The sequence below is a fragment of the Streptomyces sp. NPDC006739 genome (assembly GCF_042869815.1).
GTDB lineage: Bacteria > Actinomycetota > Actinomycetes > Streptomycetales > Streptomycetaceae > Streptomyces.
Window position 1 is genome coordinate 1 of the sequence record NZ_JBIAGM010000034.1, and the last position, 26,992, is coordinate 26,992.

Here is a 26,992-nt window from a genome sequence, read left to right on the forward strand (position 1 = left end):
CGTCGCAATCCACACCGAACCGGAAGGCCCTCACCTGTTCAAGATCCCTCAGCCGAGACCTGGCTCACCTGTCCACAACCTCCCCGGACAGAACAACTAGGTCGCGTATGGAGTCGTGATCAATCTGCTGGATTCGCCCTCGTAGAGGTCGTTCTCTTTCCGAACCTCGTGTGACGTTTTCGCTGGTCAGGCGTGAACTAGCTACTGCTGCGGGAGCCTCGGCTCGTCGGTCGATCAGGGGCCGTCCCCGGCTGGTGGCCAGGGCGAGGAACACGCCGACCTGGGCGTTTTCGATGCGCCCCGCGGTGCCGGTGTGTTGTCTCTGCACTCCCGCCGAGGTGTTCGGCGGCGTAGGCACGCAGGTCGTCGCGGACAGCATCGGCATCCCAGCGGGCGTAGCGCAGCAGACGTTGCATCGGCTCGGGGCTCAACTCGCCGGAACCGGCCCGCGATCCGGGCCATGACCTGGTCGAACATCGGCAGCCAGCGGGCAGGGTCCACGCTGTGGCCCGCGGCCACCGCACGATCTTCAGGAGTCCACACACCCCTTGATGATCACGGTGGCCGTTGCCGCTCTTACCCTGCTCCGGCGCCGCGCAAAGGGGAAGGCACTCAGCCGTATGCCGTGGACCTGGCTTTGCTGGCTGAAGCCTCGGGGACCGGAAGGACTTCAGGCATCCGTGTGCCGTAGTGCGGTGACGGCCTGCGCGGTGGCGGCGCCGATGGCACGGCTGATCGCGGCGTCGTCCGAGCCAGGCAGGGATCGAGTGAAAACAGCGGCGGCATATCGCCGGCCGTCGGGATAGGAAATCACGCCGATCTCGTTGCGGATCACGCCGACCAGGCTGCCGCTCTTGGCCGCGACGCGCACTGGCAACCGGAACCCGCTTGCGATCCGGTGCCGGGTCAACTGCCTGGCCATCGCGGCGCGCACACGTTCACACGCGGCTGCTGGGGCCGCCTGGTCCGTCCAGATCAGCCGCAGTAGGTCGACCATGTCGCGAGGGGTCGTGCGGGTCCCCTGCAACGGGTCCAAGGCGCGGGAGGCAAGGAGCTTCTCGTCGGCCTGCGCCATCTCGTTCGCCGATGCGCCGGCTGCCCAGGCCAGCAAGTCCTGCCAGTTGGCACGGCCGAGGTCCTGGCCGATGGAGTCGAGCATGGTCTGCAGGTCGGACTCGATCGCCGTGCCGGTCAGACCGAGCCGCGTTGCCGTTGCGTTGAGTGCGTCAACGCCAATTTGCCGCAGCAGTGCGTCGGTGGTGTGATTATCACTGATAGTGAGCATCAGGACGACCATGTCCCGCCATGAGAGCACGGCGTCGTCGTCGAAGAGCGAGATCCCGACCGGGCCGGGAGTCCGATCGGTGGCACTCAGCGTCACCCGCTCGCGCGGGTCCAATCGGCCTTCAACGAACAAGGTCTCCGCCTCGAGGGCGACCTGCACCTTGACCACCGACGCCGGGACCACGGGCTTGTCAGCATGCAGACCGAACTCGGCGTCGCCTTCCAGCGGCTGGACGCACAAGGCATCCTCGCAGCCAGCCTGTTCGAAGATTGCTCGGATGTCGTCTGTCATGGGCGTGGATTCTGCCAGCGTCGAGGCATGAGATCACGAAATCGCACTGGGGTGGGCTCCGTTAGGTTCTGGTTCTGCTTGTCGGTAGGGGCGGCCGCAGGTGGTGCAGGTGCCGGTCCAGTACCTCAGCAGGTCCTGGGGGGTATCGAGGACCTGGTAGAGGCATCTGAGCCTTCGGGTCGAGACGCCGGAGGGTGTGAGGAAGGCCTGGGCGGCGGTGACGATGGTGACGTGGTGGTGCCGGCCTCGCCAGGTGCGGCCTTCGAAGTGGTCCAGGCCACTGCGCCCGCGGCCGATTACCGGAGTGGGCCGGCTCAGCAGCTGGGCACCGAGCCTGGGTTCGTCTCCAGTGCCACCAGGGAGTTCACCGCGCTCTTCAGCGTGGTGACCGGGACCAGGCGGAGACCGTTCGGCAGTTCAGCCTTCGCGTCGGCGCACTCCGCCTTCGGCACCAGAAACACCGTGGCCCCGTCCCGGCTGGCCGCTTGCGTCTTCTGGGCCACTCCGCCGACCGCGCCGACCCCGCCGTCGGCGTCGATCGTCCCTGTACCGGCGATGGTGCGACCGCCCGTGAGGTCACCCCCGCTGCCGTCGCCGTCCAGCTTGTCGATGATGCCCAGGGTGAACAGCAGCCCCGCGCTGGGGCCGCCCACTCCGGCGAGTTTCAGTGCGATCCTGACCTTGCCGGTGCCAAGCCCGAGGTACTTGAGCGCCGCCTGGGTCGCCGCATCCTGCGACTCCCGCATCTGCGCCATGTTGTGACGCTCGATCTCCTCATCCGTGTTCCCGGTGTAGACGGCGTTGTGCGGCATCACGGCTCGGTCGGTGCGGAACCAGTTGCCGACGACTGCGCCGAGCGAGACCTTGGCATCCGGGCCGGTCACCACGATCGTGGCCGTCCGCAACTGCCCGATGGTCCTGCGGACCGGGGCGCCGGAGATGGTGATCACCTCCGTGCCCTTACTCCAACCGAGCACGTTCGCCGTCGGACCGGGCTGGGCTACAGAGAAGGGCAGCGGCGCGAACGCAGCCGTGGCGATCAGGGCCACGACGGGCAGAGCGCAAAGGGTCACGGCCTGGAAACGTGTGAGACGTAAGAGCATGCCAGTCCATCTAGGGGTTGTCTCATACATGAGCTATGGACTGCTGGTTGACCAGTCCGTTTCTTCGCTACCTGGCCAGGACGAGGTGCCGCCGTCTGCTGGATCTCGCGGCTTGGCGCGACTCGGGGAGCGCAAGCGGGAGACACCCCCGTGTTCCCCCGGCTCGGCTCCGCCAAGGGATCAGTGGGGCGTGGGCAGGCCGCGTTCGGCGGAGTTCATGAAGTCCAGCATGAGCCGGTTGGCCCGCTCCGCATGGTCGATCTGAGGTCCGTGGCCGGTGCTGGATATGATCTCGGCCCTGGCGCCGGGAATGAGCCGGGGGACGCGTTCGGCCTGCCGGTCAGGGTGCAGCAGGAGGCTGCGTCGGCCGAGCACCAGATACAACGGGACCCGGATGGAGCCCAGTTCAGCGTCGGTGAGGGGCTTAGGCGCGGGCCGGCGGATGCGGTAGGCGCGAACCCCGGCGTGGACCATGGCGCGGAGTTCGGGCACGACGAGGACCGGCTGTTCCAACCATGAGGCGAGGCGTGGTCGCAGCGGCTTCGGGGCGAAGGTGGCGAAGAGGCTGACGAAGATCCATACGAAGAAGCGCAGTCCCACCTTCTCCAGACCGCCGGGGTCGAGCAGGGTGACCGAGGCCAGCCGGTGCGGCGCCCGGTACGCCTGGTTGAGCGCCAGCCAGCCGCCGTACGAGGAACCGACGAGGTGCACCTGGTCAAGCCCGAGCCCGGCGAGGGTCTCGTCCAGCCACCGGGCGCCGTCCTCGGGCTCGTGCAGGGGCGCGCGCTGCACACTGCGGCCGGGGTCGCCCGGGGTGTCGAGGGCGTAGACGGGGCGCTCGGCGCTGAGGGCGGCCGTGTTCGGGTACCACATGGCGGAGCAGGAACCCGCGCCGTGGACCAGGACGACGGGGGTGCGGGCGCGGGCGGCCGGGTCCTCCGGGTCGTAGCGGTAAACGTGCGTGGTCCCGTACGACGTCGTGACGTCCTGCTCCCAGGACGCCGGCGCGCCCAGCGCGAAGAGCGCGTCGCAGGTCGCGAGGTAGCGGTCGCGCCAGGCGTCGCTGACATAACGGCCGACGTCGGGTCGGGATCGGGCTGCTGCGGGCTCGGGCACGGCCACCTCCGGGGCAGTCGATTCTTTGTGATACGAACGTACCATGAAATTGGTACGGCCGTATCATCAAGGTGGTTCGGAAACGATCACAAAGGCCGAGGACACCAACCCAGGACGGGAGCCGGACGATGCCCAAGCTCGTGGATCACGCGGAGCGGCGGACAGAGATCGCGCAGGCGCTCGTCCGGGCCGCTGGACGACGCGGGCTACACGCGGTGGGGATGCGGGACGTGGCGGCCGAGGCGGGTGTCTCACTCCGGCTGGTGCAGTACTACTTCGAGTCCAAGGAGAAGTTGCTGCTCTTCGGGCTGCGCCATCTGGCCGACAAGTTCGGGGAACGGGTGGCCGCCCGGGTCCGCGCCGCTGGTGCCGGCCCGGGGCCGCGCGCGGTGATCGAGGCCCTACTGACGGCGGCACTGCCGGTGGACGAGGAGAGCCGGCTCTTCCACCACCTGTACACCTCGTACGCCGTGCTGTCCGTGACCGACGAGGCCCTCGCCGCGCAGCCGTTCATCAAGGATCCAGACGCGGCCGAGGAGACCCTGAGCAGGGTGCTGCACCAGGCGGCAGACGCCGCACTGCTGCGGCCCGGGGTGGACACCCGCGCGGCGGCCATCGGGCTACTGGCCATGTCCGCGGGGCTCGGCACCAGCGTCCTGGTGGGCCAGCGCGACGCGGAGTCCGCCACCACCGTGCTCAACTACCACCTGGACCAGATCTTCCGGCAGTAGTCCAGTGACGTCCCTTCGGCCACGGTGCGCGTTATCCGCCGGCCGGACAAGTCCTAGCCAGTACTGTGCGGGAAAATTCACCGGGTTGTGGCAGACGGTGCAGCGTTCACGGGAATCCGTTGGGGATCGTTCGGTGTCTGCAGGCAGTCCTGCCGGATCCGTGGCTGGCCCTGGGGACAGACGCGCTGGTTGAGGCGATGCCCGCGTCCATGCAGGCACCGGATGCCGGGATCCAGTTCGATGGACGGACAGGTGATCGTCGGGCCGGAGTTCCGGAAGCTGGAAGAGGCGTGGATCGAGGGGGGCGCCGCGATGGCCCGTGCTGATGCCCGGGGCATCGGTATGGCGGCGTCCCAGGCCGATGTGGTCCACCGGGGCATGGTCCATGACCTGGAGGCGGACACCACGCGTGCCGAGTCGATGGAGTGCGCACGGACCATCGCCGCGCATGTCAGCTGATCGGCGGCCCGGCTGTCTGCCGCTATGACCGTAACGCGGGGACCGGTCAGGCCGCTGTGGCCAGGGGTCATCCTCCCCAACGTATGCCCTTCTCGCTGCGGATCCGGGCGCGTTCACGGTATTGGGCTGCCAGCATGTCGGGGTGACGGGCGTTGGTGCCGATTGCGCCGGGTTCAGGTGGCGGTGGCGCCCTGGCCCCGCCGGATACGCCCGAGGAGGTCCCGGTGGTAGGCCGCGAGGCTTCCCTCGGGGATGGGGGCGGTGCTGCCGGTGAGGGTGTACCACTCACCGGCACCCGTTTACTGGACGGCGACGCGCGTGCTGCGCTGGTCGTCGGTGAGTGTGGTGCGGACGGTGAGGTCACCGGTGATGACGCCGACGTGGTCGGTCATCGCCCCGCCGGGGCCGGTGGTGACGGTGCTGGTGTAGGAGTCGGTGTCCGGGCTGGTGTTCATGCGGGGCAGGTGTCCAGCATCTCGTTCAGCTTGTTCTTCTCCGGCTCGGTGATGTTCAACTCGTACACGTACTTCACGTGGGTCCAGGCCCGTGCGTACGTGCACCAGTAGGAGCGCAGCGGCGGTGCCCACTGGTCGGGGGACTGGTCGCCCTTTAGCCGGTTCGAGCTGGCAGGCACGGCGATCAACTGCGGGTTGGTGAGGTCGTTGGCCGACTTGCGGCGCTTGGCGGTGGTCCACTCATCGGCTCCGGAGCGCCAGCCGTTGGCGAGGGGGACGACGTGGTCGATGTCGACCTCGGTGGACGGCCGTGTGGAGATCTTTCCGTCGTAGGCGCTCATCCAGGTGCCGGAGACGGCGCGGCACTGCTCGTCCTGGACGACGTCCTGGCCGTCGCGGGCGGGGACGAATTCGCGGGTGACGCGGGTGCCGTACTGGGTGATCCAGTGGGGGTACTTCGAGCGTGAGTAGCCGGTCATCGGGTGCGGGGCGGCGACGGTGAGTTCACCGAGTTCCTTGCGGACGACGTCGGCCGGCGGCGGCTCGGGAAGATCCCGGCGCATGCTCGGCGCAGCAACCACGTGGGTGACGGGCGCTGCGGCCGCAGCTGGGGGAGCGGAGCTGACGGGGGCGAGCAGCGCGGCGACCGCCGCGGTGACCAGGGCGGGCTTCGCGTGGAACGGATGTATGTGCTCATCCCTCTCGAGCGGCAATGAAGGTGATCAAGACAGGTAGCGGCCCTGACGCGCTGGTGCGGGCGTACCGTCAGGGGCATCACCCGGATGGCGGGGGGAGTTCACCGGAGAAACGAACCACCAACGGTCCGCCACTGCTTGAGGCGTCTGCTCGCCCGCGGGAAGCGGTGGCGTCACTCATTTCCGATCCTCGTTGCCGGTTGCGTGCTGTTCGGCCTGAGTCCGGCCTCGTCGATGGTGGCCGTGCGGCTGGGTTCCTTCGGCTGCCGGTCCCGGGTGTCGGTTGCACGCGCGCCCCGCAGTCCCGGCAAATTGAAGGCCACGGCATCGCTTTGAGTCATACGCGCTGCGTGTCTGTGGTGCGTGAGGTGCGAGGCAGGGGGAACCGTTCACGGCGTGCGGCGCGCATATGCCCCTGATCCCTTGGAAGTAACTCATATTTTGTATGCTTGTAGGGCTGAAGTAAGGGAATCCGTTGGTCAGGAGGTTGATAACGATGGTTCCCCTGCTTCTGGTTCTTCTGCTGGCTCTGATCCTCTTCGGTGCCGGCTTCGCGCTGAAGGCACTGTGGTGGATCGCGGTGATCGTGCTCATCGTGTGGCTGCTCGGCTTCGTCGTCCGGACCGCGGACGGTGCAGGCCGCAAGGGTCGCTGGTACCGCTGGTAGGCACACTTTCTCAGCGTGAGGAGCGCTGGCTGTAGCGGAGATTGACGTGGGGTCCGGCCGGGCAGGCTGGGCCCCACGTCGTGCAAGAGGGGGTCTCTCGCTCCAGTTGAGGGGATGGATCGGGCGTACCGGGCGCGTGAGGGGGTACGTGTGGTGTGCACCGGCCCCGCAGAAGTAGCAGTGGAAACCTGCGCCTCCTGATCTCTGCGGGGCTGCTGCACGCTCCCGCCTTCTGAGCAACCGGCGCATGACGAGCGCAGGCCCGTTCACGCCCCTCCGGCGCATGCGGTGCCCACCGGGCAGGACCGAGGCAGCCGACCGCCCGCTCAGCTGATCCCGTACCGCGCCCCGATGCCCGCGACCACCAGCGCCAGCCCCTCCTCGAACTGCTCGTCGTAGCCGGCGAAGAGCAGCCGGCCGGCCTCGGCGGCGAGCGGGTACCCGGCCATCCGCCGGGCGCGTTCCTCGACGTCGTACCCCTCCCGGCGCTCGTTCGGGAGGGGGTTGACGCCCTGCTCCTCGGTGACGAAGCCGATGGTGTACGCGTTCGCCGTACGATCCGCATGGACCGCCTGGGCGAGGGTGAAGCCGGCGTCCGTCAGCAGCCCCAGGGTCGTCTGCAGCTCACCGGCGTGGTCCGTGCCCGTGAAGCGTGAGCCGCTGAACACCTTGGCCCCGTCGCGGTAGCCGAGCAGTGCGGCCCGCAGTCCACGGTTGGTCATCAGCAGCCGCTCCCGCCAGGTGTCGGCGCCGTCGAGCGCGGTACCGGCGACCATCCGCCGGTACATCTCCGTCGCCATCTCGTCCAGCAGTGCCTGTTTGTCCTTGAAGTGCCAGTACAGCGCGGGCGCCTTGACGTCCAGCTCCTTGGCGATGGCGCGCAGGGTCAGGCCGTCCAGGCCGACCTCGTTCAACAGCCGCAGCGCGGCGTCGGCGACGCGTCGGCGATCCAGCGGGGCGCGTTTCTCGGGGCTCACACTTGACAGCTTAACAGCGTTAAAGGCACGCTCATGGGCAACGGAACTTAACAACGTTAAGGGGAATGGTGATGGATGTTCTGATCGTGGGTGCGGGTCCGACGGGTCTGACCCTCGCCATCGACCTCGCACGGCGCGGGGTGGAGGCGCTGGTGGTGGAGCGGGACGCAGGCCTGTTCCCCGGCTCGCGCGGCAAGGGCCTCCAGCCGCGCACCCAGGAGGTCTTCGACGACCTGGGCGTACTGGAGGCGATCCGGGCGGCGGGCGGCCCCTACCCGGCCCGGATGATCTGGAGGGACGGCGAGCGGCTCGGCGAGGAGCGGATGTTCGACGCGATCGAGGCGGACGCGGGCACGCCGTACACCGAGCCGCTGATGGTCGCCCAGTGGCGGACCCAGGAGGTGCTGTACGCGCGGCTGGCCGAGCTGGGCGGGAATGTCGCCTTCGGGCGTGCGGCGACCGGCCTCGAGCAGGACGCGGACGGCGTGACCGTCCGGTTCGCCGACGGCACGACCGCCCGCGCCCGGTACGTCGTCGCGGCCGACGGGGGCCGGTCGGCCGTCCGGCGCGCGCTGGGCGTCGGCATGACCGGGGAGAGCGTCGACCCTGCGCCGTGCCTGGTGGCGGACGTACGGCTGACAGGCCTGGAGCGCACCCACTGGCACACGTTCACCAGGTCCGACGGCACCGTCGTCGCCCTGTGCCCGCTCGCCGGCACGGACGACTTCCAGCTGCAGGCGCGCCTGGCGGAGGGCAGGGCACCCGACCTGTCACTGGAGGGCGTCCGCGAGCTGGTGGCGGCGCACACGTACCTGGACGCCGAGGACGTCACGGAGCTGCGCTGGGCCTCCGACTTCCGGCCGCGCACCGGCCTCGCGGACCGGTTCCGGATGGGCCGGGTCCTCCTCGCGGGTGACGCGGCACACCTCCACTCCCCGGCCGGCGGCCAGGGCCTGAACACCAGCGTCCAGGACGCCTACAACCTGGGCTGGAAGCTGGGCGCGGTGCTTCGCGGCGAGGCCCCGAAGACCCTGCTGGGCACGTACGAGGAGGAGCGCCGCGCGAACGCGGCGGCCATGCTGGACCTGTCGACGGCCGTGCACCGCGGCGAGGTACGGCGCGGAAAGGCGACGGTGCAGCTGGGGCTGGGCTACCGGAAGTCGTCCCTGAGCGTGGAGACCCGCACGAACCCGACCGGGATCCGGGCGGGCGACCGCGCCCCGGACGGCACGGTGACTGGCGTCCGCCTCTTCGACGCGTTCCGCGGCCCGCACTGGACGCTGCTCGGGGCGACGACCTCAGCCGTCGGCGTGCGAGCGCTGCCCGCGGCGCCCGAGTCCTACGGCCCGGGCGTCTTCCTGATCCGCCCGGACGGATACGTGGGCTGGGCGGGCGACTCCTTCGACGGCGTCGAGGCTTACCTGGCCGAGGTCGGCGTCTGACACCGCCCGGGCACCGGCCACTGCGCGCTCGCCAGCGTCAGCTTCACCGCGAACCCAGGAACAGCGCCCCGGCCGCCGAAGTGGCCCTCGCCGACAGCCTCTTGCGCCGGCGGAACGCGGCGGCGAGCCGTGTCCGCTGAATATCAGCGTGCTGAGATGGAGGAAGCTGGCCAGCTGCGCGAAGGCGCCGACGACGACGAAGGCCTGGGCCGGGACGCCTACGAGACGCACGCCCCGCTTGAGGTCTTCGGCTTGATCGACGTCACCCCCGACGTCGGCCGTCACTCCGACGGCAAGTACGCCGGCTACGGCACCGAGGCTCGGCCGCCCGTCCTGCCACCGTGTCACCTTGACCGACGGGATCACCCGCAACGCCGTCGACGCGATCAAACCGGTGCTGAAAGACTACGCGGCTACCGGTACCTGGACGCGGACGCGGCCGCTGAACGCCCGGTAAGGCACACGAACGGTCCAAGGCTGGGTGGACCCGGTGGCCGGGACCGACGCAGGTACCGTACTCGCCCGGTACCGCGCCTGCCGGGAAAACGGTTGATGCGTCATGAGGTGCCCGGCCCGTTGCTGTCCCCGTGGCAACGGGCCGGGCCTTCGTTGTGCCTCCTGCCGGAGTGGAGCGCGGGACCGCCAGCCGGATCACAAGAAGTCCGTGCGGTCACCACCGTACGCAGAGCAACTTCGATCCGAGCATCGCCCGGCTCACCGGCACGGTCGATCGCGAACCGCGGGGACATGTCAGGGCTACGCAGCTCGCTGTTCCGCTACTGCCGGGCGGCGGTCTGTTCGTCAGCGACGGTCACGGTGGCGGCTTTGCCGTCCTGCAGTTGCTGAAGGCGCTTGAGTGTCGCGGCGAGCATGGCCTGTGTGCCCGAAGGGTCGCCTGCGGTGCCGCCTTCGATCCGTACCCGGATGTTGACCCTGCCCGAGCGGACGTACCCGTAGACGGAGTCGTCGCTGAGTCCGGGGTTGACGACCAGTGTGCTTTCGTCGCCCACCGGTTTTTCGGGTTCTGCTGCTTGCTGGTCTCGGTGCCCTTCAACGTCGTGTACTGGCGGTGGGCGGTGGGCGGTGGGCGGCGTCGGCGTCCTTTGTGCCGTTGCAGTACTGCCCTTCCGTCACCGACTTGTCGCCGTGGAAGGGCCAGCCGGGAAGGTTCTCGCCGTCGCCGAAGGGCTGTCCCGTAACCCGATGGCAGACGCGACGACGCGATCGTTGATCATGGTGGGATGCAGGTCATGACGGCATCATGCCCGGAGTGGATCGCATCGTTCACCGGCCTACGGCCCGGCCGGTTCCGCAAGCTCGTGCGCGTCGTGGCCCAGCGCGGCGGGGACGAGATCGCCGACGGACGCCCTGGCCGGCAAGGGCGACTGGACCTAGCCGACCGCGTGCTACTGGTCGCCGCCTACTGGCGCACCAACCTCACGATGCGCCAGACCGGACCGCTGTTCGGCGTCTCGCACTCCGCCGCCCATCGCGTGATCGACACCCTCGGCCCGCTACTGGCACTGGCCCCGGTCCGGCGCTCCAATTCCGACATGGGTGCTGCGCTCACCGTTCGGCCGTCGGTCGCCTGCGCGACCGAGCCGTCCACCGCGTGCACCGGAGCCTGGTAGAGCAGATGCGGGCCGGCGCCGCTGCAACGCCCGCCGAACGCCGTGCCCCAGCAGAAGCGCCGCCGTTATCGTTGACCGGTGATCGGCAACCTTGAGACGTTCCAGGACGAGCTGGCCGCCAGCGGGTTTCCGCCGCTGGTCAACAAGCTGGCCGGGGCCAGCTTCCGGGGCCGGATCGCCACCTGCGACCTCGGGCCGCTGCGGCTGGTCTCCCTCGACACGCCCGAGAGCGCCTGCATCGGGCGGGAGCGCGACGCCTCCGACGGCGAGAACCTGGCGGTCAAGGTGATGACCTGGGGCCGGACGCGGATCGAGCAAGGGCGCGGCGGCGCCGAACTCGGGCCGACCGACCTGGTGCTGCTCGATCCCACGCGTTCGCTCCGGTTCGAGAGCACCGCCGCGTCCCACGTCACCATCCTGGTTCCGCGCCGGGAGCTGCGGATCCGGCCCGCGCAGATCGACCGGCTCATCGGCGTACGCATCGACGGCAGCCACGGCCCGGGCGCTCTCGTCTCCGTGCTGGCCCGGGAGTCGGCGCGGTCGGCGACCGAGTTCCGCGAGGCGGAGGCGCTGCGGTCGGCGGCGGCCGTCGTCGAGCTGATCGCGGTCGCACTGGAGGCCCGGCTCGGCGACGAACAACCGGCGCCGGACGAGTGGCTGCGGGACCGGGTCACCGGCTACATCGAGGCTCGGCTGGCCGATCCCGATCTGTCGCCGCCCGGCATCGCCGCCGCCCACCACATATCCGTGCGCCGGCTGCACAAGCTGTTCGAGGACCAGCCGCTCACCGTCGCGGCCCTGATCCGCCGTCGCCGCCTGGAGCGCTGCCGAGCCGAGCTGACCGGAAGCGGACGTACGGTCACCGCCGTGGCCGCCCGGTGGGGATTCTCCGATCCCACCCACTTCAGCAAGCTCTTCAAGGCGACGTACGGCTACAACGCCCGCGCACTGATAACCAGCAACCGTGCACAGACGACCAAGACGCGCACAGCCGGCCCGGAGAAGGATGGTGGTGACCAAGGCAGGCAATAGCAATAGGAGAAGTCGTGGCGAAGGTAAACATCGTCCGCCCCGGTGAGGGCGAGATCCTCGGCAGCGGGGCACAGCAGATCCGCATCCTGGAGAACGGTGAGCACACCGACCACCGGCTGGGGTTCGCCGAGGTCACCATTCCGCCGGGCACCCCGAGCCCGTTGCAGCATCGCCACGCCCAGCATGACGAGGGCTTCTACGTGCTGGCGGGAACTTTCCGGTTCACCGTCGGCGAGGACCAATACGACGTGGGGCCGGGCACCTGGGTCATCGTGCCGACCGGGGCGCCGCACACGTTCGCCAACGTCGGCGACGAGAACGCGGTCATGCTGAACACCTTCACGCCGGACCTGTATGTGCAGTACTTCCGCGACTTCAAGGCCATGATCGATTCCGGGCAGCCGGTCAACGCCGAGACCATGCAACCGCTCTGGAAGAACTACGCCACCGAGATCTCGAACGAATACGCCTCGTGAAGCGCCTTCGATACGACCGCTACGGCGGCCCGGAGGTGATGCGGCTCGCTGAGTTGGAGCCACCACGCCCGGGTCCGGATGAGGTTCTCGTCCGCGTCCGAGCGGCCGGGCACTGACACGCCGCCTTGCTGGCAGTGGTTCGTCGCTGAACAGCACCGAGGCCACCGCTGTTCGGGGCGGCCTCGGCTGTTCGGCTGGCGAGGACCTCGATGCCGCCGCCGGAGCCGAGGCCCAGGACACGCTCGCCCTCGCGGAGTTCGGCGACGGCGGTGGGGTTGCCGCAGCCGAGGGAAGCGGCGACGGCCTCCGCCGGCAGGGCATCGCGGTCGTCGGCGGCGTAGAGGGTGGAGCCGAAGTTCTCGTCGACCTCGACGGGCTCGGGCCCACAACAGGCGGCGTTGCCCTCGGTGACCTTCACGGCCGCCGCGGCGTGGCGCTCGCGGACGGTTTCGGTCTGGGGCAGGTGCCACAGGGCGTTGTCGGTGCCGCGGAAGAACACGTCCAGGCGTCCGTCGGCGTTCTCGGCGACGACCGGTCGCCGCCGATGTTCTGCACGATCCTCACGGGGCTGTCCCAGGTGTTGCTGTTGGCGTCCCGCTGGCGGGTGACCCACAGACCATCGTCGGTGCCGCGGAAGAACACCTGAAGGCGGCCGCGGGCGTCTGTCGCCACTGCCGGGTCGCCGGACGGGGAGCCGCCCAGGCTGCCCGTGTCGGTCCAACCGCCGTAGCCGGACTTGGCGGTCTCCCACACATGCCACAGGGCGTCGTCAGTACCCGGGAAGAAGGCGGTTTCAGAGCCCGATCGACTACGAAAACGACTACTGGGCCAGCCTCGGTGAGGGGCTGGCTGCATAGGAAGGTCTCCACGATTCGAGGGGATTGGCAGGTCTCCGTGGGACTGGTGGAGTAGGAATCGCGTGGTCACGCGCTCAGGGGGTAACGGATCCACCAGGAGATCCCGGAAGGGCCGCCGGCTGGAAGGGCTGCCACGTGGAACGCGCCGACTGGCTGCTCACCCCCGCTCAGCGGGGGAATCCCGCGTCGCGGGTGGACCGCCGTCATGCCGATGGTGCGGCGTGGTCCACGGGCAACGACGTCCGCCCCCTGGTACACGGGGCGGTGTACTTCGCCGAGCTGCTCGCGGCCGTGCGGGCGCAGCGGGCCGGCGACATATTGATGTTCACGGACTGGCGGGGAGACCCTGACGAGCTGCTGGATGGTCCGAAGAGCGCTATCGGCGACGTGTTGTGCGACGCCGCACGCCGGGGTGTCGTCGTGAAGGGGCTGGTGTGGCGCTCGCACCTGGACCGGTTCCAGTTCAGCGAACAGGAGAACTATCACCTGGGGGAGGAGATCGAGGAGGCGGGAGGGGAGTGCCTGCTCGACATGCGGGTGCGGCCGGGTGGCTCGCACCATCAAAAGTTCGTGGTGCTGCGCCACCCGGGTCGGCCCGAGCGGGACGTCGCCTTCGTCGGCGGGATCGATCTGTGCCACAGCCGTCGGGACGACGCCGCCCATCAAGGTGATCCGCAGGCGCAACGCATCGCCGATGCCTACGGTTCCCGTCCGCCCTGGCATGACGTCCAGCTGGCGGTGCGCGGGCCCGCCGTGGGCGATGTCGAGGCCACGTTCCGTGAGCGGTGGACGGACCCGGCTCCGCTCAGTCGCAGCCCGCGCAGCCGGCTGCGGGCGGCACTCCGGGGCGAGGACACCCAGGCGGATCCGCTCCCGGTACAGCAACCCGACCCGGGCCCCCGCGGTTCCCACACGGTCCAGATCCTGCGCACCTACCCGAACCGCCTCAGGGGCTATCCGTTCGCTCCCGACGGTGAACGCAGCATCGCCCGCGCCTACATGAAGTCCCTGCGGCGGGCACGCCGGCTGATCTACCTAGAGGACCAGTACTTGTGGTCAGAGAGTGCCGCTCAGCCGTTCGCTCAGTCTCTCGCAGATCATCAGGGCCTGCGGATGATCGCCGTCCTGCCGCCACTGCCGGACCAAGAAGGGCGGATCAGCACACCGATGAATCTGCTGGGCCGGATCCGCGCCCTGGAAGTCCTGCGACGGGCCGGCGGTGACCGTGTGGCCGTCTACAGCCTGGAGAATCACGCCGGGACGCCCGTGTACGTCCATGCCAAGGTCTGTGTCATCGACGATGTCTGGGCCTCGGTCGGTTCCGACAACGTCAACCGGCGTTCCTGGACCCACGATTCGGAACTCAGCTGCGCTGTCCTCGACGAGACCCGTGACCCCCGTGAACCTGTGGACCCCGGCGGCCTGGGTGACGGCGCCCGCGTCTTCGCGCGCGAGCTGCGGTTGTCGTTGAATCTCGAACACCTTGACCGCGACGGGGACGGGGAAGCGGCTGCGCTCTGCGACCCGGGCCGCGCCTTTGCGGCCTACGCCGACTCGGCCGCCGCTCTGGACGCGTGGCACGACGGCGGCCGTCACGGTCCACGACCGTCGGGACGGCTGCGCACCTATCACCCGCCGCATCTGTCCCGCATCACACGGGCCCTGACCGACCCGCTCTACCGGGCCGTCGCCGATCCCGACGGCCGACCGCGCTCCCTGCGTCGGCAGGGTGCCTACTGACAGTGTCCCGGAGGCGGACCAGGCAGGACAGCCGGCCATACCCCAGTCCAGAACCCCTGGCGAGGGAAGGGCGACTGTCCAACTGGCAGCCGAGGCAGATGATGGTCCTCCGCAGCGAGAGCTGAAGCCGCATCCCAGGATCCTCCGCCGACTGGATGGTGCAGCGGCCCGCTGGCATCCCGCCGGCTCGGCGTTCCGGCTGCGCAGGCCTTCGAGGGCGTCTTCGGGCGGGGTTCTCCTTGTCGCCGCCTGCCTGACCCTGCTGCCAGCTCGCCCCGCTGTTGGGTATCTCTATCAGCTGCCGACCGGATCATCGATCACATCGGGCCCTTGCTGGCGCTGAAGGAACGGCAGCGCTTCTCCGCAGGCACCGTGCTCATCGTCGACGGCACGCTGGCGCCCACCCGCGACCTTTGCAGGGCTGATACAGGCAATGACCTCGGTGAATGGTCGACCGGCGATCCGGTCGATGGGCAGCAAGGTGCCGTCGAGAAACACGAAGGCCTTGTGCGCGACGATGCGTACGGCTGTGGCGAGGTCCGGTGCGATTGCGGCCAGGATCTCGACCGCTTCGGTGATGTAGCGGTAGCCGGTGGCGATTCGCCCCCGAACCCGGCTGCGAGCTGGGCGTATGTGTGACCGTACCGCAGGTGGGCCAGGACCGGCAGGGCCTGCCGATCTACGGGGAGCCGACGCCACCGCGTGTCCCGCTCCCGGCGTCGGGTGGCCAGCAAGCGGGAGAGGTAGCGCAGGGTCGAACTGGACAGATCGATCCCCGCTGGGCAAACGAGCACGTGAAGCTCCAGACAGACGGGTTGGAGGGTGTGTCCGGGAAGAGGGGAAGGTCCTGCATGGATCGCCCCGAGGTGACCGTGTATGGCTACGCCGGCGCCGGCATCGGTAGCCGACTTGCCGCCGCCAGCGGCAGAGGGGGCAGTGGCGAGAGCGCAGGACACCAGGGCTCACCGCGGGAGAAGATCACCTCGTTCCCGATGACTGGGGCTGGGCACCCAGTGCCTATGGCGTCGAGTCCGGTTCCGGTGCGAACCATCCTCGCCACCATCGGTCTGGTGCTCGCCACCTACGTCGCACTCGAGCTGGTAGTGCATGCTCGTCGGGTCTTGATCTGGGTGGTCATCGCGTTGTTGTTGGCCGTCTCCCTTCATCCGGCGGTCGAGGCGCTGCAGCGACGGATGCCGCGATGCCGACGGTCGGTGGCGACCTTGCCCGTCTTCCTGGCTGCGGCCGTGGCCGTCGCCGCGGTGGTCGCCCTGTTCGTCATCCCCCTGGCTCAGGAAGGAAGCCGGCTCCCCGGTCGTCTACCCGCCATGATCAGGGACGCACAGGCCGGTCGCGGGCCAGTCGGTAACTTACTGGAGCGGACGCACGCTCTGCAGTACGTCCAGCGGCATCAGGTACAGATCCGCGCGTTCGCCACCGGACTGACTACGGCCGCCGTGAAGTTCGTCCGCGGTGCCGCGACCACGGCGACAGGCGCTCTCACTATTTTCGTCTGGCCGATCTGATGGTCCTGGAGGGCCCCAAGAGGCCCCAAGGCCGTAGATCGGTCCCTGGCCCTCGTGGACACGGCGCCCGCGTCCCGCATACGCCGCGTCGGAGCCGCATGCGCCCGTACCGTCAACGGCTACCTGACCGGAAACTTGCTGATCAGCTTCATCTGCGGGCTCCTGGCCTACGTCGTGCCGGGCGCAGGCCGGCTTCGGCCGAAGCGGCACCGGCCAGCTGCCGAGCCCCTTGGCCGGAAGACCGGGATGCGGTGACAGAGGAGGCCGAGCCCGTGCCGTGGGCCCGCCTCCCCCTACGCGACACGTGGTCCGTCGTGGTGGATCCTCGTCTTGGAATCAGTCAGGGGGACGCCCGTCCCTCCGCGCCGGGTGGCGACGATCTCCGCCGCGATGGACAGCGCGGTCTCCTCGGGTGTACGGGCGCCGAGGTCCAGGCCGATCGGCGACCTCAGCCGGGCCAGTTCGTGATCGGTCAGGCCGGCTTCACGCAGCCGCCGGGTGCGGTCCTCATGGGTGCGCCGTGAGCCCATCGCCCCGACGAACGCGACCGGCATCCGCAGGGCCGACTCCAGCAGGGGGACGTCGAACTTGGCGTCGTGGGTGAGCACGCACAGCGCCGTCCGTCCGTCCGTCGACGTGCGCCGCAGGTAGCGGTCCGGCCAGTCGACGACGATGTCGTCGGCCTCGGGGAAGCGGGCCCGGGTGGCGAAGACGGGGCGGGCGTCGCACACGGTCACGTGGTAGCCGAGGAACTTGCCCGCGCGCACGAGCGCCGCGGCGAAGTCGATCGCGCCGAAGACGATCATGCGGGGCGGCGGTACGGTCGCCTCGACGAGCAGCGTGAGACCGCCGGGGCAGTGCGAACCGTCCTCGGAGAGACCGATCGTGCCGGTGCGCCCGGTGTCCAGCATGGCCCGGGCCTCGGCCGCCGCGGTCCGGTCCAGCTCCGGGTGACCACCGAGCCCGCCTTCGTGCGTTCCGTCCGGGCGTACGAGCAGAGCCGCACCGAGGAGGTCGGCCGAGCCCCGGGCGACCCGGGCGACGGCGACCGGCTCGCCCCGGACGACGGCCGACAGCGCCTGCCGGAACACCGCCGCGGCGGGCCCGTCCGCGCGGACCGGTGTGATCATGACGTCGATGACCCCGCCGCAGGTCAGCCCGACGGCGAAGGCGTCCTCGTCGCTGTAGCCGAACCGCTCGAGGACGGTTTCGCCGTCCTCGAGCGCCTGGACGCACAGGTCGTACACCGCTCCTTCCACGCAGCCGCCGGAGACCGAGCCGATGACCGTGCCGGCGCTGTCGACCGCCAGGGCGGCCCCGGGACCCCGGGGAGCGCTGCCGCCGACGGCCACGACGGTGGCGACGGCGAAGTCCCGTCCCTCCTCCATCCAGCCGTTCAGCTCGGAGGCGATGTCAAGCATCCCGGGCAGCCATGAGGACGCGGTCGGGCCGGATGGGGAGGTTCCGGTGGCGGGTCCCCGTCGCGTGCCAGACCGCGTTGGCGATCGCCGCCGCGGCACCCACAGTGCCGACCTCGCCGATGCCCTTGATCCCGACCGGGTCGTCGGGGTCCGGGTCGTCGATCCAGTCCGCCTCGATGTGCGGCACGTCGGCGTTGACGGCGACGTGGTAGCCCGCGAGGTCGGCGGCGTAGTGGCCACCCGAGGCCCGGTCGCGGACCGCCTCCTCGTGCAGGGCCATGGAGATGCCCCAGACCATTCCTCCGCGGAACTGGTTACGGGCCGTCAGCGGGTTGACGATCCGGCCCGCCGCGAAAATTCCGAGCATGCGGCGCACGCGCACCTCGCCGGTGGCGGGGTCCACAGCGACCTCGGCGAACTGCGCTCCGAAGGAGTGCCGTTCCTTCTGCGTGAGGGCCGCGAGGGCCTCGGTGGTGTCCGACCGTACGGTGATGCCCTCCGCGGGGATGCAGGCGCCCGGCACGAGCCGCTCGCGCAGTTCCCCGGCGGCGGCCGTGACGGCCCAGGACCAGGAACGGGTGCCCATCGAACCGCCGGCGATCCCAGCCGGCCCGAAATCGCTGTCCCCGATGCATACGTGGACGCGGTCCGGTTCCGTCCCCAGCGCGTCGGCGGCGACCAGGGTGAGCGCGGTCCTGGCGCCCGTTCCGATGTCCGCCGCGTTGATCCGTACGGTGAAGGTTCCGTCGGCCTCGGCCGTCACGGCCGCCGTGGACGGCAAGGCCCCGGCGGGGAAGGACGCCGCCGCCGTGCCGGTCCCGAGCAGCCAGCGTCCGTCGCGGCGCAGGCCGGGGCGCGGGTCCCGGTCCGCCCAGCCGAACCTGCGGGCGCCCTCCCGGAAACAGGCGAGCAGATTGCGGCTGCTGAACGGCAGCCCGGAGACGGGACCCCGCTCGGGCTCGTTGCGCATCCGCAGCGTGATGGGGTCGATCCCGCACTTCTCGGCGAGTTCGTCGAGCGCCGACTCCACGGCGAACGACCCCGGTGCCTCACCCGGCGCACGCATGAACGTCGGCGTCGGCAGGTCGAGCCGCACGACCCGGTTGGCCGTGTGGTGGGCGTCGGCGTCGTACATCACCCTGGCCACGCCGGCACACGGCTCGACGAACTGGTGCACGGTCGACGTGAGGCTCAAGGAACGGTGCTCCAGCGCGCGCAGCCGCCCGTCGGCGTCGGCGCCGAGCCTGATCCGCTGCGTCGTGGGGCTCCGGTAGCCGGTGAGGGAGAACATCTGCCGGCGTGTCATGACGACCCGGACCGGACGCTGGAGGACGGTCGCGGCCATCACGGCGGCCACCTGGTGTGCGCGGACGCCCTTGCTGCCGAAACCGCCGCCGACGTGTTCCGACCGTACTCGCACCGACGCCGGGTCGAGCGAGAACAGGTTCGCCAATTCGGACGCGACCCAGGTGGTGCCCTGGTTGGAGTCGACGACCTCGAGTCGGCCGCCGTCCCAGCGGGCCGTCGCCGCGTGCGGCTCCATCATGCCGTGGTGCTCTTCGGGCGTGGTGTATTCCTCGTCCACGACGACGGCGGACGCGGCGAGTTCGGCGTCCAGGTCACCCTTTTCCGCGACCCCCGGCATATGGCCGTCCACCGCGTAGGCGTCCGGGCGGTCCGCGGAGAACGCGATGTCGTGCGGCTCCTGCTCGTAGTGCACCGCGAGCGCCTCGGCGGCCTCCCTCGCCTGCTCGGAAGTCTCGGCGACGACCAGACCGACCGGCCAGCCGAGGTACGGTACCCGGTCGTGCTGGAAGACGGCCACGGTTGGGTCCGGAGCTCCAAGCAGGCCGACGTAGTCGGTGTCGAGGCGTGGGGCGTTGTGATGGTGCAGCACGGTGAGAACGCCCGGCATCGCGAGAACGGACTCCGTCTCGATCGACCGGATGCGGCCGCGAGCGACGGTGGACAGCACGAGCCAGCCGTGGGCGAGGCCCGAGAAGGGGATCTCTCCGGCGTAGCGGGCCGCGCCGGTGACCTTCTCGCGACCCTCCACGCGGGTGTGCGCGGTGCCGACGGAGCCCTTCGCCGCCGTGGTGCGGGATGTCGCGGTGGTCATCGGGCGGTCTCCTCGGCGAGTTCGGACAGGACGGCCACGACGAGGTTGCGCATCAGGGTGACCTTGTATCCGTTGTGAGGCAGCGGCTTCGCCGCCGCCAGTTCGGCGTCCGCGGCGGCGGCGAACGTCTCGGGACCGGCCGGTGCCCCGGCCAGTACCCGCTCGGCCGTCCGGGCCCGCCAGGGCCGCGACGCGACGGCTCCGAAGGCGAGGCGCACGTCGTGCACGGCGCCGTCCCGCACGTCCAGCGCGGCGGCGATCGATCCGATCGCAAAGGCGTACGAAGCGCGTTCGCGTACCTTCCGGTAACGCGAGCCCGCGGCGACCGGGGAGGGCGGCAGGGTGACGCCGGTGATCAGCGCGCCCGGGGGCAGGGCCGTCTCCAGGTGCGGGGTGCCGCCGACAGGCAGGTAGAACTCGGCGAGTGGCAACTCTCCCCCATAGGGGGTACCCCCAGGCCCGTCGGCCGTTTCGTACGTCACGACGGCGTCGAATGCGGTCAGGGCCACGGCCATGTCCGAGGGGTGTACCGCCACGCAGTGGTCGGAGGCGCCCAGGATCGCGTGGTTGTGGTGCTCACCTTCGATGGCGGGGCAACCGCTGCCGGGTACACGCTTGTTGCAGGGTTTGGTGACGTCGGTGAAGTAGCCGCAGCGCGTGCGCTGCAGCAGGTTCCCGCCGACCGTGGCCATGTTGCGCAGCTGCCCTGACGCGCCCGCCAGTACCGCCTGTGCGAGCGCCGGGTAGCGGCGCCGGATCTCGGGGTGGGCGGCCAGGTCCCCATTGGTGACGGTCGCGCCGACACGCAGACCGCCCTCGGGCGTCGTCACGATCTCATCGAGCGGGAGTTCATGGATGTCGATGAGCCGGGCGGGTCGCTCGACGCCGGTCTTCATGAGGTCGACGAGGTTGGTGCCGCCACCGAGGAAGCGTGCGTCCGGATCGGCGCCGAGCAGAGCGACGGCGCCGGCGACGTCGGATGCCCGCTGATAGCCGAACTCCCTCATGCCACGGCCTCCTTCTCACCCGCTGCGGGGTTCACGCGTCCCTCGCCCGTCCGGGATTCCGCCGCGCGGGCCACCGCCTCGACGATCGAGACGTACGCGCCGCAGCGGCACAGGTTGCCGCTCATCCGCTCCCGGATCTCGTCGGCGGTCAGGGCTGGTGGCCCCGCTTCGGGACGGACGTCTTCGGTGACGGCACTGGGCCAGCCCGCCGCGTGTTCCTCGATCACCCCGATCGCCGAACAGATCTGTCCGGGAGTGCAGTAGCCGCACTGGAAACCGTCCAGGTCCAAGAACGCCTGCTGAACGGGGTGCAACCGCTCACCGTCGGCCACACCTTCGATGGTGGTGATCTCGCGGCCCTCGGCCGCGACGGCCAGTTGCAGGCAGGCGACGGCCCGCCGCCCGTCGAGCAGCACGGTGCAGGCGCCGCATTGCCCCTGGTCACAGCCCTTCTTGGTGCCGGTGAGATCGAGACGCTCGCGCAGTGCGTCGAGCAGGGTGGTGCGATGGTCGACGGGCAGTGCGTACTTCTCGCCGTTGATCTTCAAGGTGATGACACTGGACGTCGATAAGGCCATGGGGTGCTTCTTTCGCGTTTTCCAGGACAGGTGGGAGAGGCGCGGCACCCGGAGTGCCGGGCGCGCGGAAACTGCATCGTGCGGGCGTGCACCATGACCTCGAAGCAAGCGTGCGGCTTCTCGGACCGAACGGTGGCAGTTGGCGACTGCCGCAGTGTCGCGTCCACAGCTATGGTGAACGTAAGCGGACAGGTGTCCATTACGGGAAATCTAGCGGACAGCTGTCCGCTTAGCAAGGGTCAGGTTCGGTCGCGAACCATCGAGGAGGACGAGTGCCGCAGCAGAAGGACTCACCCCGGCGCTCGGACGCACAGCGCAACCGCGAGCGCATCCTGCAAGTCGCTCTCGCCGAACTGTCGCACTGCGCGGACACCCCGCTGAGCGCGATCGCCAAGAAGGCCGGCGTCGGACAGGGCACGTTCTATCGCAACTTCCCCAATCGCGGATCACTCGTCCTCGAAATCTACCGCCACGAAATGCAGCAGGTCGCGGACTGCGCGGACCACCTTCTCGTGACCCGGGCACCCGACGAGGCCTTGCGCGCCTGGATGGACCGGCTCTCCGAGTTCGCCATGGCCAAAGCCGGATTGGCCGATGCGCTCCGGCAGGTGACGGGCGCACCGGGCGGCCCGGCGAAGCCGTCCCCCACGCCGGTGGCCTCCGCGGCGGAACGCCTGCTCCGTGCCAACGAGGCAGCCGGCACCATCCGGCCCGGAGTCACCGCGGACGACTTCCTCCTCGCCATCACAGGTCTGTGGCAGCTCGACCCGCACGACGACTGGCATTCACGCGCCACCCGGCTCTTCGACCTGGTCATGGACGGCCTGCGGACAGGAGCGCCCAGCACGTGAGTGTCGCGCCGCCGACGGCGGACGAATCACCCTCCCTCTCGGCATGCCCATACCCACGTGATCGGATCTATGGCTGAACAGCCAGCCGTTGTCCTGGTCGGCAAGCTTCAACAGTGGGAGATGTAGAGGTCACGCTGCGCATCGGAAGACTTCCTCGGTAACGGGTTCGACAGTACGACCGCCGGACGCCGCAGGACTCATCGCGGCTCGCGGATCCCCGGGCCGAGTGACACGCCCAAAAACGTCACGCGCCTGGCAGCCGCTACACGTGCAGGCCCGATGTCCTGGCACGGACGGATCATCGCGGTAGTCTTCGACACCGGACGCAGCCACACCATCCCATGAGCGCGGAAACCTGAAGCCGCGCCTCTGCTTACGGCGATCGCCGATCCGGACCGGGAGTTCGACGCCGTCGTCATCGGCCCAGTGAACGCGCCTACGACAACCAGTTCGCGGCCATGGTTCCGCTTTTCGACACGGCATCCTCCTGGGCACCGTGACCCGCACACCCGCCCCGACACCACCGCCGTGCTGCCGCCCGGATCCACCCTCCTGCTCTACACCGACGGTCTCATCGAAGCAGCCGGGCACTCCCTGGACGAGGGGCTCGGACGGCTGCGTCAGTTCGCGGCGGTCCTCGCCCACCGCCCCCTCGCCTCCTTCGCCGACCAGCTCCTGCGCCGGGCCCGCCCCGCCGACAACGACGACGTCGCCCTCCTTGCTTTGCCCACCCCCAGCGGAAACTCGCGAGATACAGTAAGCCGGGCGTCTCCCTGCATACGCCGAGGGCACTCTTCGCCATGCCGACACCGAGTGGGGCACGCCCGCGGCGCACGGGACTACTTTCGGGCCTTCACCGATGCCGTGGAGAAGACCTTCCCGGCCTTGGAGTACGTCTTCGCCGCCCCCGACCTCGCGGTCGGTGGACCGCCAGGGCGGCGCCCGACGGCGCCGATCAGGTGCTCGGACAGCAGCTGTCGGATCACGGTGGTACACCCCCGCTGCACGGAAATCTTTCCAGGGCCACTCAGCGGAGTACCTGGACAACCGCTCGTAAACCGTCTGCCGTGGCCCGTAGCGTTCCGTCAGGTCACGCCAGGGAGCACCTGTTCGCAACCGCCATAACACGCCGTTGATTACCTGCCGGTGGTCGCGCCACGGACGGCCTGGTCCATCGGTAGCCGGCAGCAGGGGCTTTCAGCGCCTCCCACGCTGCGTCCGTAAGCTCGCCGTGTCCTGTCACGTGATCGGTCACGAACTGGCCCTCATGCAGCCGTGGGCGTCTGCGTCTTGGCCTGGCGCACCGCGCGCAGGGCGCCGGACCAGGCGATCACCTGGTCGAGCATGCCGCCCACGGCGGCGTCGAGGCCCTCCTGGGGGACGAAGGTGCCGGTGTGGAACGAGGGGTGTGTCGAGATGGTGGGCTGGGCGCGGACCGTGGCCACTTGGAGTTCGGCGAGGACGAGCCGCAGCGCTTCGGCGGCCCGGGCTCCGGCGACCCAGCCGCCGTAGCTGATGATCCCGGCGGCCTTGTCGTTCCACTCCCGGTAGACGTAGTCCAGGGCGTTCTTCAGGGCTCCGGGGAAGGAGTGGTTGTACTCGGGGACGAGGAAGACGTAGCCGTCGAAGCTGTCGATGAGTGCGCCCCAGGCGCGTGTGTGGCCGTGCTGGTACTGCTGGTAGTTCGGGTTGCCGGGCTCGTCGAGGTTGCCGAGGTCGTGGTCGGCGAGGTCGATGAGTTGGTAGTCGGCGCCGCCGTGGGCACGGGCGGCTTCCAATGCCCAGGCGGCGATCTGGTCGCCGCGGCGTCCGGGGCGGGTGCTTCCGAGGATGACTGCGATGCGAAGTGGCATGGTCTTCCTTCCAGGGAGAGTTGTCACGTCAACTCTAGATCGGAGAGAGTTGACGTGACAACTCTGCTGGTCGCGGTATCCTCGGCGACATGACGGAGACTCGATCGCTGGTACCCGAGGAATGGGAGTTCTGGAATACCTGGATGCGCGCGCAGCGCCTGCTCACCAGGGAGCTGGAGCGTGGTCTGCAGCATGATTGCGACATCTCGAAGGCCGAGTTCAGCGTGCTGGTGACGCTGTGGCAGGCCGCTGGCCGTGAGATGCGTGTCGGCGAGCTCTCCGAGTCGCTCGACTGGGACAAGAGCCGCGTCTCACATCAGCTGACGCGCATGGAAAAACGCGGCTTCATCAAGCGCATCCAGTACGGGGCAGATGGTCGCCGCGCGGGGGTCGGGCTGACTGCCGAGGGGCGCCGCGTCGCTCAGAGTGCCATCCTCGTGCACGGCGGCAACATCCGCCGCCACTTCCTCGAATCGCTGACCTCCGAGCAGGCATCAGCCATCCGGGCATGGAGCGAGCAAGCAGTCGATCGCCTCGAGCCGCACCGCAGCGAGGCTGCCGGCGGCGGCGCGTCTTAGGGGCCTTTCCCCGTGAAGGTGGGCACGCGGTTATTGATCACGCGGCGAGCGTGAGTTTAGCGGTGTGGTGTCGGTGTTCGTATTCGTTGGGGCTGAGGTGACCGTTGGCGGAGTGCCGGCGGCGGGTGTTGTAGCGGGTCAGCCAGGCGAAGACCGTCCTTCTGCAGGTGGCGGCGTCGCCGTAGTCGTGGGCGCCCTGCAGGGTCTCGCGTTTCAGGGACCGTGGAAGCTCTCGCAGGCCGCGTTGTCCGCACTCGTGCCGACCAGAGCGGGGGCAATCAGTACGAGCTGGAGCAGCCCGTGAAGAAGGCGGTCCGGCACGCCGAGGAGGATCCAGCGGAGTAACCGGCCGTGCCGACCCTCCGGTCACTGTGGCTCCGGCCAGGTCATCAGCGTCTGATCGGTTTCCTCGTCGGTGAGGGTGATGCGCGCGCCGGGCAGGGTGCGTTGCTCATTGATCCAGGTGGAGAACTGCCGGCGCGCGGTCTCCTCACTGCCCCACCACCCCTGCACCATTGGGGGACGGCGTCCGTCGCCAGCGCCCGCGTGGCGAGAGTCTTGCCGGAGCGTGCCGCCCCGGCAGGACTCTCCCCTACGCGAAGAGAGCGCGGAGCGTCTGGCGCCGGAGGCCCTGCCGGCGCCCCGCTGAGCGACGAGGGTGGCAGCCCGGCGCCCGAGGACACCCGACTGCCACCGCGGGTACGTGCTCGGCGGCGCTTTTGGCTCGGCGTCGCTGCCGCCCAGCGCCACGTGCCGCCCAGCCACCTTCGCCGCCCTGTCTCACATACTGCTCAACGGAACCGAGAACAGCACGCGTTGCGGGACCGCCGGTGTGCCGTGCGCGTCCCCGTCGGCGCCGGCCGCCCACTCAGTCTGGGACCAGACCTTCTGCGTGCTCCACCACAGCGAGATGCCCTCGCTGTGCTGCGCCCAGCAGGCGTTGTCCATGTCCGAGCTGCTGCACGTGTCCGAGGTGGTGCCGCTGGTCCTCATCCGCCACATGACGCCGGACTGTCCGACGCCGCCGCGGGCGTCCGCACCGTAGTAGGTGTCGTTGTGCGCGAGGACCGACTGGAGTCCCACGGCGTTGGACTTCAGCAGCTGGCTGGCGTGCACGGTCCCCGTACCGCCGTCTTCGAGCGGCATGTTCCCGCCGGGCGCGGCGAGTTTGTAGCGGAAGATCCGGGCGGCCGGCCCGCCGCCGGACGAGAACCACTCGTTCGCCACGATGCTGAACGGGTTGGTGGTGCGGTCGAGGGAGATGGACGCGAAGCAGGGAATGTCGGTGTCGTTCGCCATCGTGCAGGCGCCCGGCTGGCTGTAGGAGCCGACGGCAGGCATAACGTACTGGTAGCCGTCGGCGGAGAAGCCTCCGCTCACCTTGCCGACCACGGTGCTGTTCACCTGTGTCTGCAGGATGTGCTTCATCGAGAAGACGTACAGCGCGTTGTTGCTGCCGTCGCCCCCACGTCCCGTGACGATGAGCTTGTCGCCGAACCAGACCATGCCGCCCACATGCGAGCCGAATCTGGCGAAGTTGTTGCCGCTGTCGGTGGGGATGACCAGAAGCACCCAGCGGTACTTGAGGTGGGCCGGGTCGTTGGCGTCGATGAACGCCACCCGTGCGGAGGTGCTGTCCTCGGTCCAGCCCGAGAGGATCACCTTGTTCGTGCCCCACATGCCGTCGTCGTCGGCGTCACCCGACGACGTCAGTCCCTGCGGCACCCAGTCCTGGGTGACCGAGTCGCCGGTGTCCCAGCAGTAGGCCGCGTCGGCGGTCGGCTTGACGGGCAGGGCCGCCAGTTCGGAGCCCTGGCAATCGGCCTGGTTGCGCATTGAGTGGTTGGCGCTCTTGAGGACTGTGTCCACGCCGACGTTGGGCATCTGCCCGTCGAGGGTGCTGATCGTGCCGGGGGACACCTGGTGTTCCGTGAGTCCCAGCTTCGCCATCTCGGTCGAGGAGGATGTCCGGTCGACCAAAAGCCCCGGGTTGGCCACCGAGCTGGCATAGGCGGGCGTGCCCGCCGACAGCGCACCCAGTAAGGCGGCCACCGGTATCAGGCCGAGCAGTACACGGGTTCTGGACATTTTCATGCGGCCTC

Annotated in this window: 25 protein-coding genes and 11 pseudogenes; 13 read left to right on the top strand and 23 right to left on the bottom strand. The window is 69.5% G+C overall.

The genetic code is table 11. The features are described 5' to 3' along the window. Window positions 1-190 precede the first annotated feature (190 nt). From ACFYMM_RS38695 to ACFYMM_RS38715, 5 genes and pseudogenes are all read right to left on the bottom strand, one after another. Window positions 191-440: pseudogene (locus ACFYMM_RS38695) on the bottom strand (IS701 family transposase); the annotation flags it as partial. A 230-nt stretch (window positions 441-670) separates the two neighbouring features. Next, window positions 671-1,576, bottom strand: a complete 906-nt coding sequence (locus ACFYMM_RS38700; RefSeq protein ID WP_388396020.1) for a serine hydrolase — start codon at window positions 1,574-1,576, stop codon at window positions 671-673. Window positions 1,577-1,701: 125 nt separating this feature from the next. Continuing rightward, window positions 1,702-1,855: pseudogene (locus ACFYMM_RS38705) on the bottom strand (IS701 family transposase); the annotation flags it as partial. Window positions 1,856-1,890: 35 nt separating this feature from the next. Further along, window positions 1,891-2,679, bottom strand: a complete 789-nt coding sequence (locus ACFYMM_RS38710) for a S16 family serine protease (RefSeq protein ID WP_388396160.1) — start codon at window positions 2,677-2,679, stop codon at window positions 1,891-1,893. A gap of 180 nt (window positions 2,680-2,859) precedes the next feature. Continuing rightward, window positions 2,860-3,795, bottom strand: a complete 936-nt coding sequence (locus ACFYMM_RS38715; protein WP_388396022.1) for an alpha/beta fold hydrolase — start codon at window positions 3,793-3,795, stop codon at window positions 2,860-2,862. Window positions 3,796-3,923: 128 nt separating this feature from the next. On the opposite strand from ACFYMM_RS38715, the gene ACFYMM_RS38720 reads away from it, so the two are divergent. Next, window positions 3,924-4,526: a TetR/AcrR family transcriptional regulator gene (locus ACFYMM_RS38720; protein ID WP_388396025.1), complete on the top strand. Its 603-nt coding sequence runs from the start codon at window positions 3,924-3,926 to the stop codon at window positions 4,524-4,526. Window positions 4,527-4,645: 119 nt separating this feature from the next. Further along, a pseudogene (locus ACFYMM_RS38725) lies at window positions 4,646-4,985 on the top strand (hypothetical protein). 67 nt (window positions 4,986-5,052) lie between these two features. On the opposite strand, the pseudogene ACFYMM_RS38730 reads toward ACFYMM_RS38725, so the two are convergent. The 3 genes and pseudogenes from ACFYMM_RS38730 to ACFYMM_RS38740 all read right to left on the bottom strand — a co-directional run. Then, a pseudogene (locus ACFYMM_RS38730) lies at window positions 5,053-5,139 on the bottom strand (IS630 family transposase); the annotation flags it as partial. Window positions 5,140-5,284: 145 nt separating this feature from the next. Then, window positions 5,285-5,440 carry a hypothetical protein gene (locus tag ACFYMM_RS38735; protein WP_388396028.1) on the bottom strand — a complete coding sequence of 52 codons (156 nt, stop codon included), beginning with the start codon at window positions 5,438-5,440 and terminating at the stop codon, window positions 5,285-5,287. Beyond that, entirely contained in the window at window positions 5,437-6,153 is a 717-nt protein-coding gene (locus ACFYMM_RS38740; protein ID WP_388396031.1) for an HNH endonuclease family protein, read from the bottom strand. The genes ACFYMM_RS38735 and ACFYMM_RS38740 overlap by 4 nt, the downstream gene beginning before the upstream one ends. A 478-nt stretch (window positions 6,154-6,631) precedes the next feature. Here ACFYMM_RS38740 and ACFYMM_RS38745 point away from each other — a divergent pair, with 478 nt between their 5' ends. Then, window positions 6,632-6,802: a hydrophobic protein gene (locus tag ACFYMM_RS38745; protein WP_360162700.1), complete on the top strand. Its 171-nt coding sequence runs from the start codon at window positions 6,632-6,634 to the stop codon at window positions 6,800-6,802. Window positions 6,803-7,128: 326 nt separating this feature from the next. Here the strand turns inward: ACFYMM_RS38745 and ACFYMM_RS38750 are convergent, their stop codons facing one another. Further along, a complete protein-coding gene (locus ACFYMM_RS38750; RefSeq protein WP_388396033.1) occupies window positions 7,129-7,779 on the bottom strand; it encodes a TetR/AcrR family transcriptional regulator C-terminal domain-containing protein in 651 nt (216 codons plus the stop codon). 65 nt (window positions 7,780-7,844) lie between these two features. Here ACFYMM_RS38750 and ACFYMM_RS38755 point away from each other — a divergent pair, with 65 nt between their 5' ends. Beyond that, window positions 7,845-9,221: an FAD-dependent monooxygenase gene (locus tag ACFYMM_RS38755; protein WP_388396035.1), complete on the top strand. Its 1,377-nt coding sequence runs from the start codon at window positions 7,845-7,847 to the stop codon at window positions 9,219-9,221. Here ACFYMM_RS38755 and ACFYMM_RS38760 read toward each other — a convergent pair. Next, window positions 9,197-9,434 (bottom strand): annotated as a pseudogene (locus ACFYMM_RS38760) (hypothetical protein); the annotation flags it as partial. The gene ACFYMM_RS38755 and the pseudogene ACFYMM_RS38760 sit on opposite strands and share 25 nt — an antisense overlap. A gap of 563 nt (window positions 9,435-9,997) precedes the next feature. Continuing rightward, a complete protein-coding gene (locus tag ACFYMM_RS38765; RefSeq protein WP_388396038.1) occupies window positions 9,998-10,231 on the bottom strand; it encodes a hypothetical protein in 234 nt (77 codons plus the stop codon). Between the two features lie 231 nt (window positions 10,232-10,462). Here ACFYMM_RS38765 and ACFYMM_RS38770 point away from each other — a divergent pair. The 3 genes and pseudogenes from ACFYMM_RS38770 to ACFYMM_RS38780 all read left to right on the top strand — a co-directional run. Then, window positions 10,463-10,774 (top strand): annotated as a pseudogene (locus ACFYMM_RS38770) (transposase family protein); the annotation flags it as partial. A 156-nt stretch (window positions 10,775-10,930) separates the two neighbouring features. Beyond that, window positions 10,931-11,884: a helix-turn-helix domain-containing protein gene (locus ACFYMM_RS38775; protein ID WP_388396041.1), complete on the top strand. Its 954-nt coding sequence runs from the start codon at window positions 10,931-10,933 to the stop codon at window positions 11,882-11,884. Window positions 11,885-11,898: 14 nt separating this feature from the next. Then, the gene (locus tag ACFYMM_RS38780) at window positions 11,899-12,360 is read left to right on the top strand and encodes a cupin domain-containing protein (protein WP_388396044.1); all 462 of its coding nucleotides are present in this window, start codon (window positions 11,899-11,901) and stop codon (window positions 12,358-12,360) included. A gap of 193 nt (window positions 12,361-12,553) precedes the next feature. Here ACFYMM_RS38780 and ACFYMM_RS38785 read toward each other — a convergent pair. After that, window positions 12,554-12,832 (bottom strand): annotated as a pseudogene (locus ACFYMM_RS38785) (arsenite S-adenosylmethyltransferase); the annotation flags it as partial. Between the two features lie 520 nt (window positions 12,833-13,352). Here ACFYMM_RS38785 and ACFYMM_RS38790 point away from each other — a divergent pair. Beyond that, entirely contained in the window at window positions 13,353-14,957 is a 1,605-nt protein-coding gene (locus ACFYMM_RS38790) for a phospholipase D family protein (RefSeq protein WP_388396046.1), read from the top strand. A gap of 266 nt (window positions 14,958-15,223) precedes the next feature. Continuing rightward, window positions 15,224-15,368: pseudogene (locus ACFYMM_RS38795) on the top strand (IS5/IS1182 family transposase); the annotation flags it as partial. Between the two features lie 33 nt (window positions 15,369-15,401). Here ACFYMM_RS38795 and ACFYMM_RS38800 read toward each other — a convergent pair. Continuing rightward, a pseudogene (locus ACFYMM_RS38800) lies at window positions 15,402-15,751 on the bottom strand (transposase family protein); the annotation flags it as partial. A gap of 246 nt (window positions 15,752-15,997) precedes the next feature. Between ACFYMM_RS38800 and ACFYMM_RS38805 the strand changes: the two are divergent. Beyond that, the gene (locus tag ACFYMM_RS38805; protein ID WP_388396049.1) at window positions 15,998-16,483 is read left to right on the top strand and encodes an AI-2E family transporter; all 486 of its coding nucleotides are present in this window, start codon (window positions 15,998-16,000) and stop codon (window positions 16,481-16,483) included. Between the two features lie 293 nt (window positions 16,484-16,776). Here ACFYMM_RS38805 and ACFYMM_RS38810 read toward each other — a convergent pair whose 3' ends face one another. From ACFYMM_RS38810 to ACFYMM_RS38825, 4 genes are read right to left on the bottom strand one after another with little or no spacing between them, the layout of a single operon-like run. Next, window positions 16,777-17,904, bottom strand: coding sequence for an XdhC family protein (locus ACFYMM_RS38810; RefSeq protein WP_388396051.1), 1,128 nt, complete (start codon window positions 17,902-17,904; stop codon window positions 16,777-16,779). Further along, complete coding sequence (locus ACFYMM_RS38815) at window positions 17,897-20,023, bottom strand: xanthine dehydrogenase family protein molybdopterin-binding subunit (RefSeq protein WP_388396054.1); 2,127 nt, start codon at window positions 20,021-20,023, stop codon at window positions 17,897-17,899. The genes ACFYMM_RS38810 and ACFYMM_RS38815 overlap by 8 nt, the downstream gene beginning before the upstream one ends. Next, on the bottom strand, window positions 20,020-21,030 hold the full coding sequence (locus ACFYMM_RS38820) for an FAD binding domain-containing protein (RefSeq protein ID WP_388396057.1): 1,011 nt from the start codon (window positions 21,028-21,030) through the stop codon (window positions 20,020-20,022). Before ACFYMM_RS38820 ends, ACFYMM_RS38815 begins: the two co-directional genes overlap by 4 nt. After that, a complete protein-coding gene (locus ACFYMM_RS38825) occupies window positions 21,027-21,608 on the bottom strand; it encodes a (2Fe-2S)-binding protein (protein WP_388396059.1) in 582 nt (193 codons plus the stop codon). Before ACFYMM_RS38825 ends, ACFYMM_RS38820 begins: the two co-directional genes overlap by 4 nt. Window positions 21,609-21,880: 272 nt before the next feature. Here ACFYMM_RS38825 and ACFYMM_RS38830 point away from each other — a divergent pair, with 272 nt between their 5' ends. Together ACFYMM_RS38830 and ACFYMM_RS38835 are read left to right on the top strand one after the other, a co-directional pair. Continuing rightward, window positions 21,881-22,459 (top strand): TetR/AcrR family transcriptional regulator, encoded by a 579-nt coding sequence (locus tag ACFYMM_RS38830; protein ID WP_388396062.1) that lies wholly within the window; start codon window positions 21,881-21,883, stop codon window positions 22,457-22,459. A 475-nt stretch (window positions 22,460-22,934) separates the two neighbouring features. Further along, a pseudogene (locus ACFYMM_RS38835) lies at window positions 22,935-23,194 on the top strand (SpoIIE family protein phosphatase); the annotation flags it as partial. Window positions 23,195-23,298: 104 nt separating this feature from the next. Here ACFYMM_RS38835 and ACFYMM_RS38840 read toward each other — a convergent pair. The 3 genes and pseudogenes from ACFYMM_RS38840 to ACFYMM_RS38850 all read right to left on the bottom strand — a co-directional run bounded on the left by ACFYMM_RS38840 (window position 23,299) and on the right by ACFYMM_RS38850 (window position 24,312). Beyond that, window positions 23,299-23,445 (bottom strand): hypothetical protein, encoded by a 147-nt coding sequence (locus ACFYMM_RS38840; RefSeq protein ID WP_388396178.1) that lies wholly within the window; start codon window positions 23,443-23,445, stop codon window positions 23,299-23,301. 31 nt (window positions 23,446-23,476) lie between these two features. After that, window positions 23,477-23,702: pseudogene (locus tag ACFYMM_RS38845) on the bottom strand (transposase); the annotation flags it as partial. A 22-nt stretch (window positions 23,703-23,724) separates the two neighbouring features. Next, window positions 23,725-24,312, bottom strand: coding sequence for an NADPH-dependent FMN reductase (locus ACFYMM_RS38850; protein WP_388396065.1), 588 nt, complete (start codon window positions 24,310-24,312; stop codon window positions 23,725-23,727). An 89-nt stretch (window positions 24,313-24,401) separates the two neighbouring features. Here ACFYMM_RS38850 and ACFYMM_RS38855 point away from each other — a divergent pair, with 89 nt between their 5' ends. After that, the gene (locus tag ACFYMM_RS38855) at window positions 24,402-24,890 is read left to right on the top strand and encodes a MarR family winged helix-turn-helix transcriptional regulator (protein WP_388396067.1); all 489 of its coding nucleotides are present in this window, start codon (window positions 24,402-24,404) and stop codon (window positions 24,888-24,890) included. A 37-nt stretch (window positions 24,891-24,927) separates the two neighbouring features. Here the strand turns inward: ACFYMM_RS38855 and ACFYMM_RS38860 are convergent, their stop codons facing one another. The 3 genes from ACFYMM_RS38860 to ACFYMM_RS38870 form a co-directional block, all read right to left on the bottom strand. Then, window positions 24,928-25,260 (bottom strand): IS3 family transposase, encoded by a 333-nt coding sequence (locus ACFYMM_RS38860; protein WP_388396070.1) that lies wholly within the window; start codon window positions 25,258-25,260, stop codon window positions 24,928-24,930. Further along, window positions 25,257-25,406, bottom strand: coding sequence for a hypothetical protein (locus tag ACFYMM_RS38865; protein ID WP_388396072.1), 150 nt, complete (start codon window positions 25,404-25,406; stop codon window positions 25,257-25,259). Before ACFYMM_RS38865 ends, ACFYMM_RS38860 begins: the two co-directional genes overlap by 4 nt. 264 nt (window positions 25,407-25,670) lie before the next feature. Beyond that, on the bottom strand, window positions 25,671-26,978 hold the full coding sequence (locus ACFYMM_RS38870; protein ID WP_388396074.1) for a hypothetical protein: 1,308 nt from the start codon (window positions 26,976-26,978) through the stop codon (window positions 25,671-25,673). Window positions 26,979-26,992: the final 14 nt, after the last annotated feature.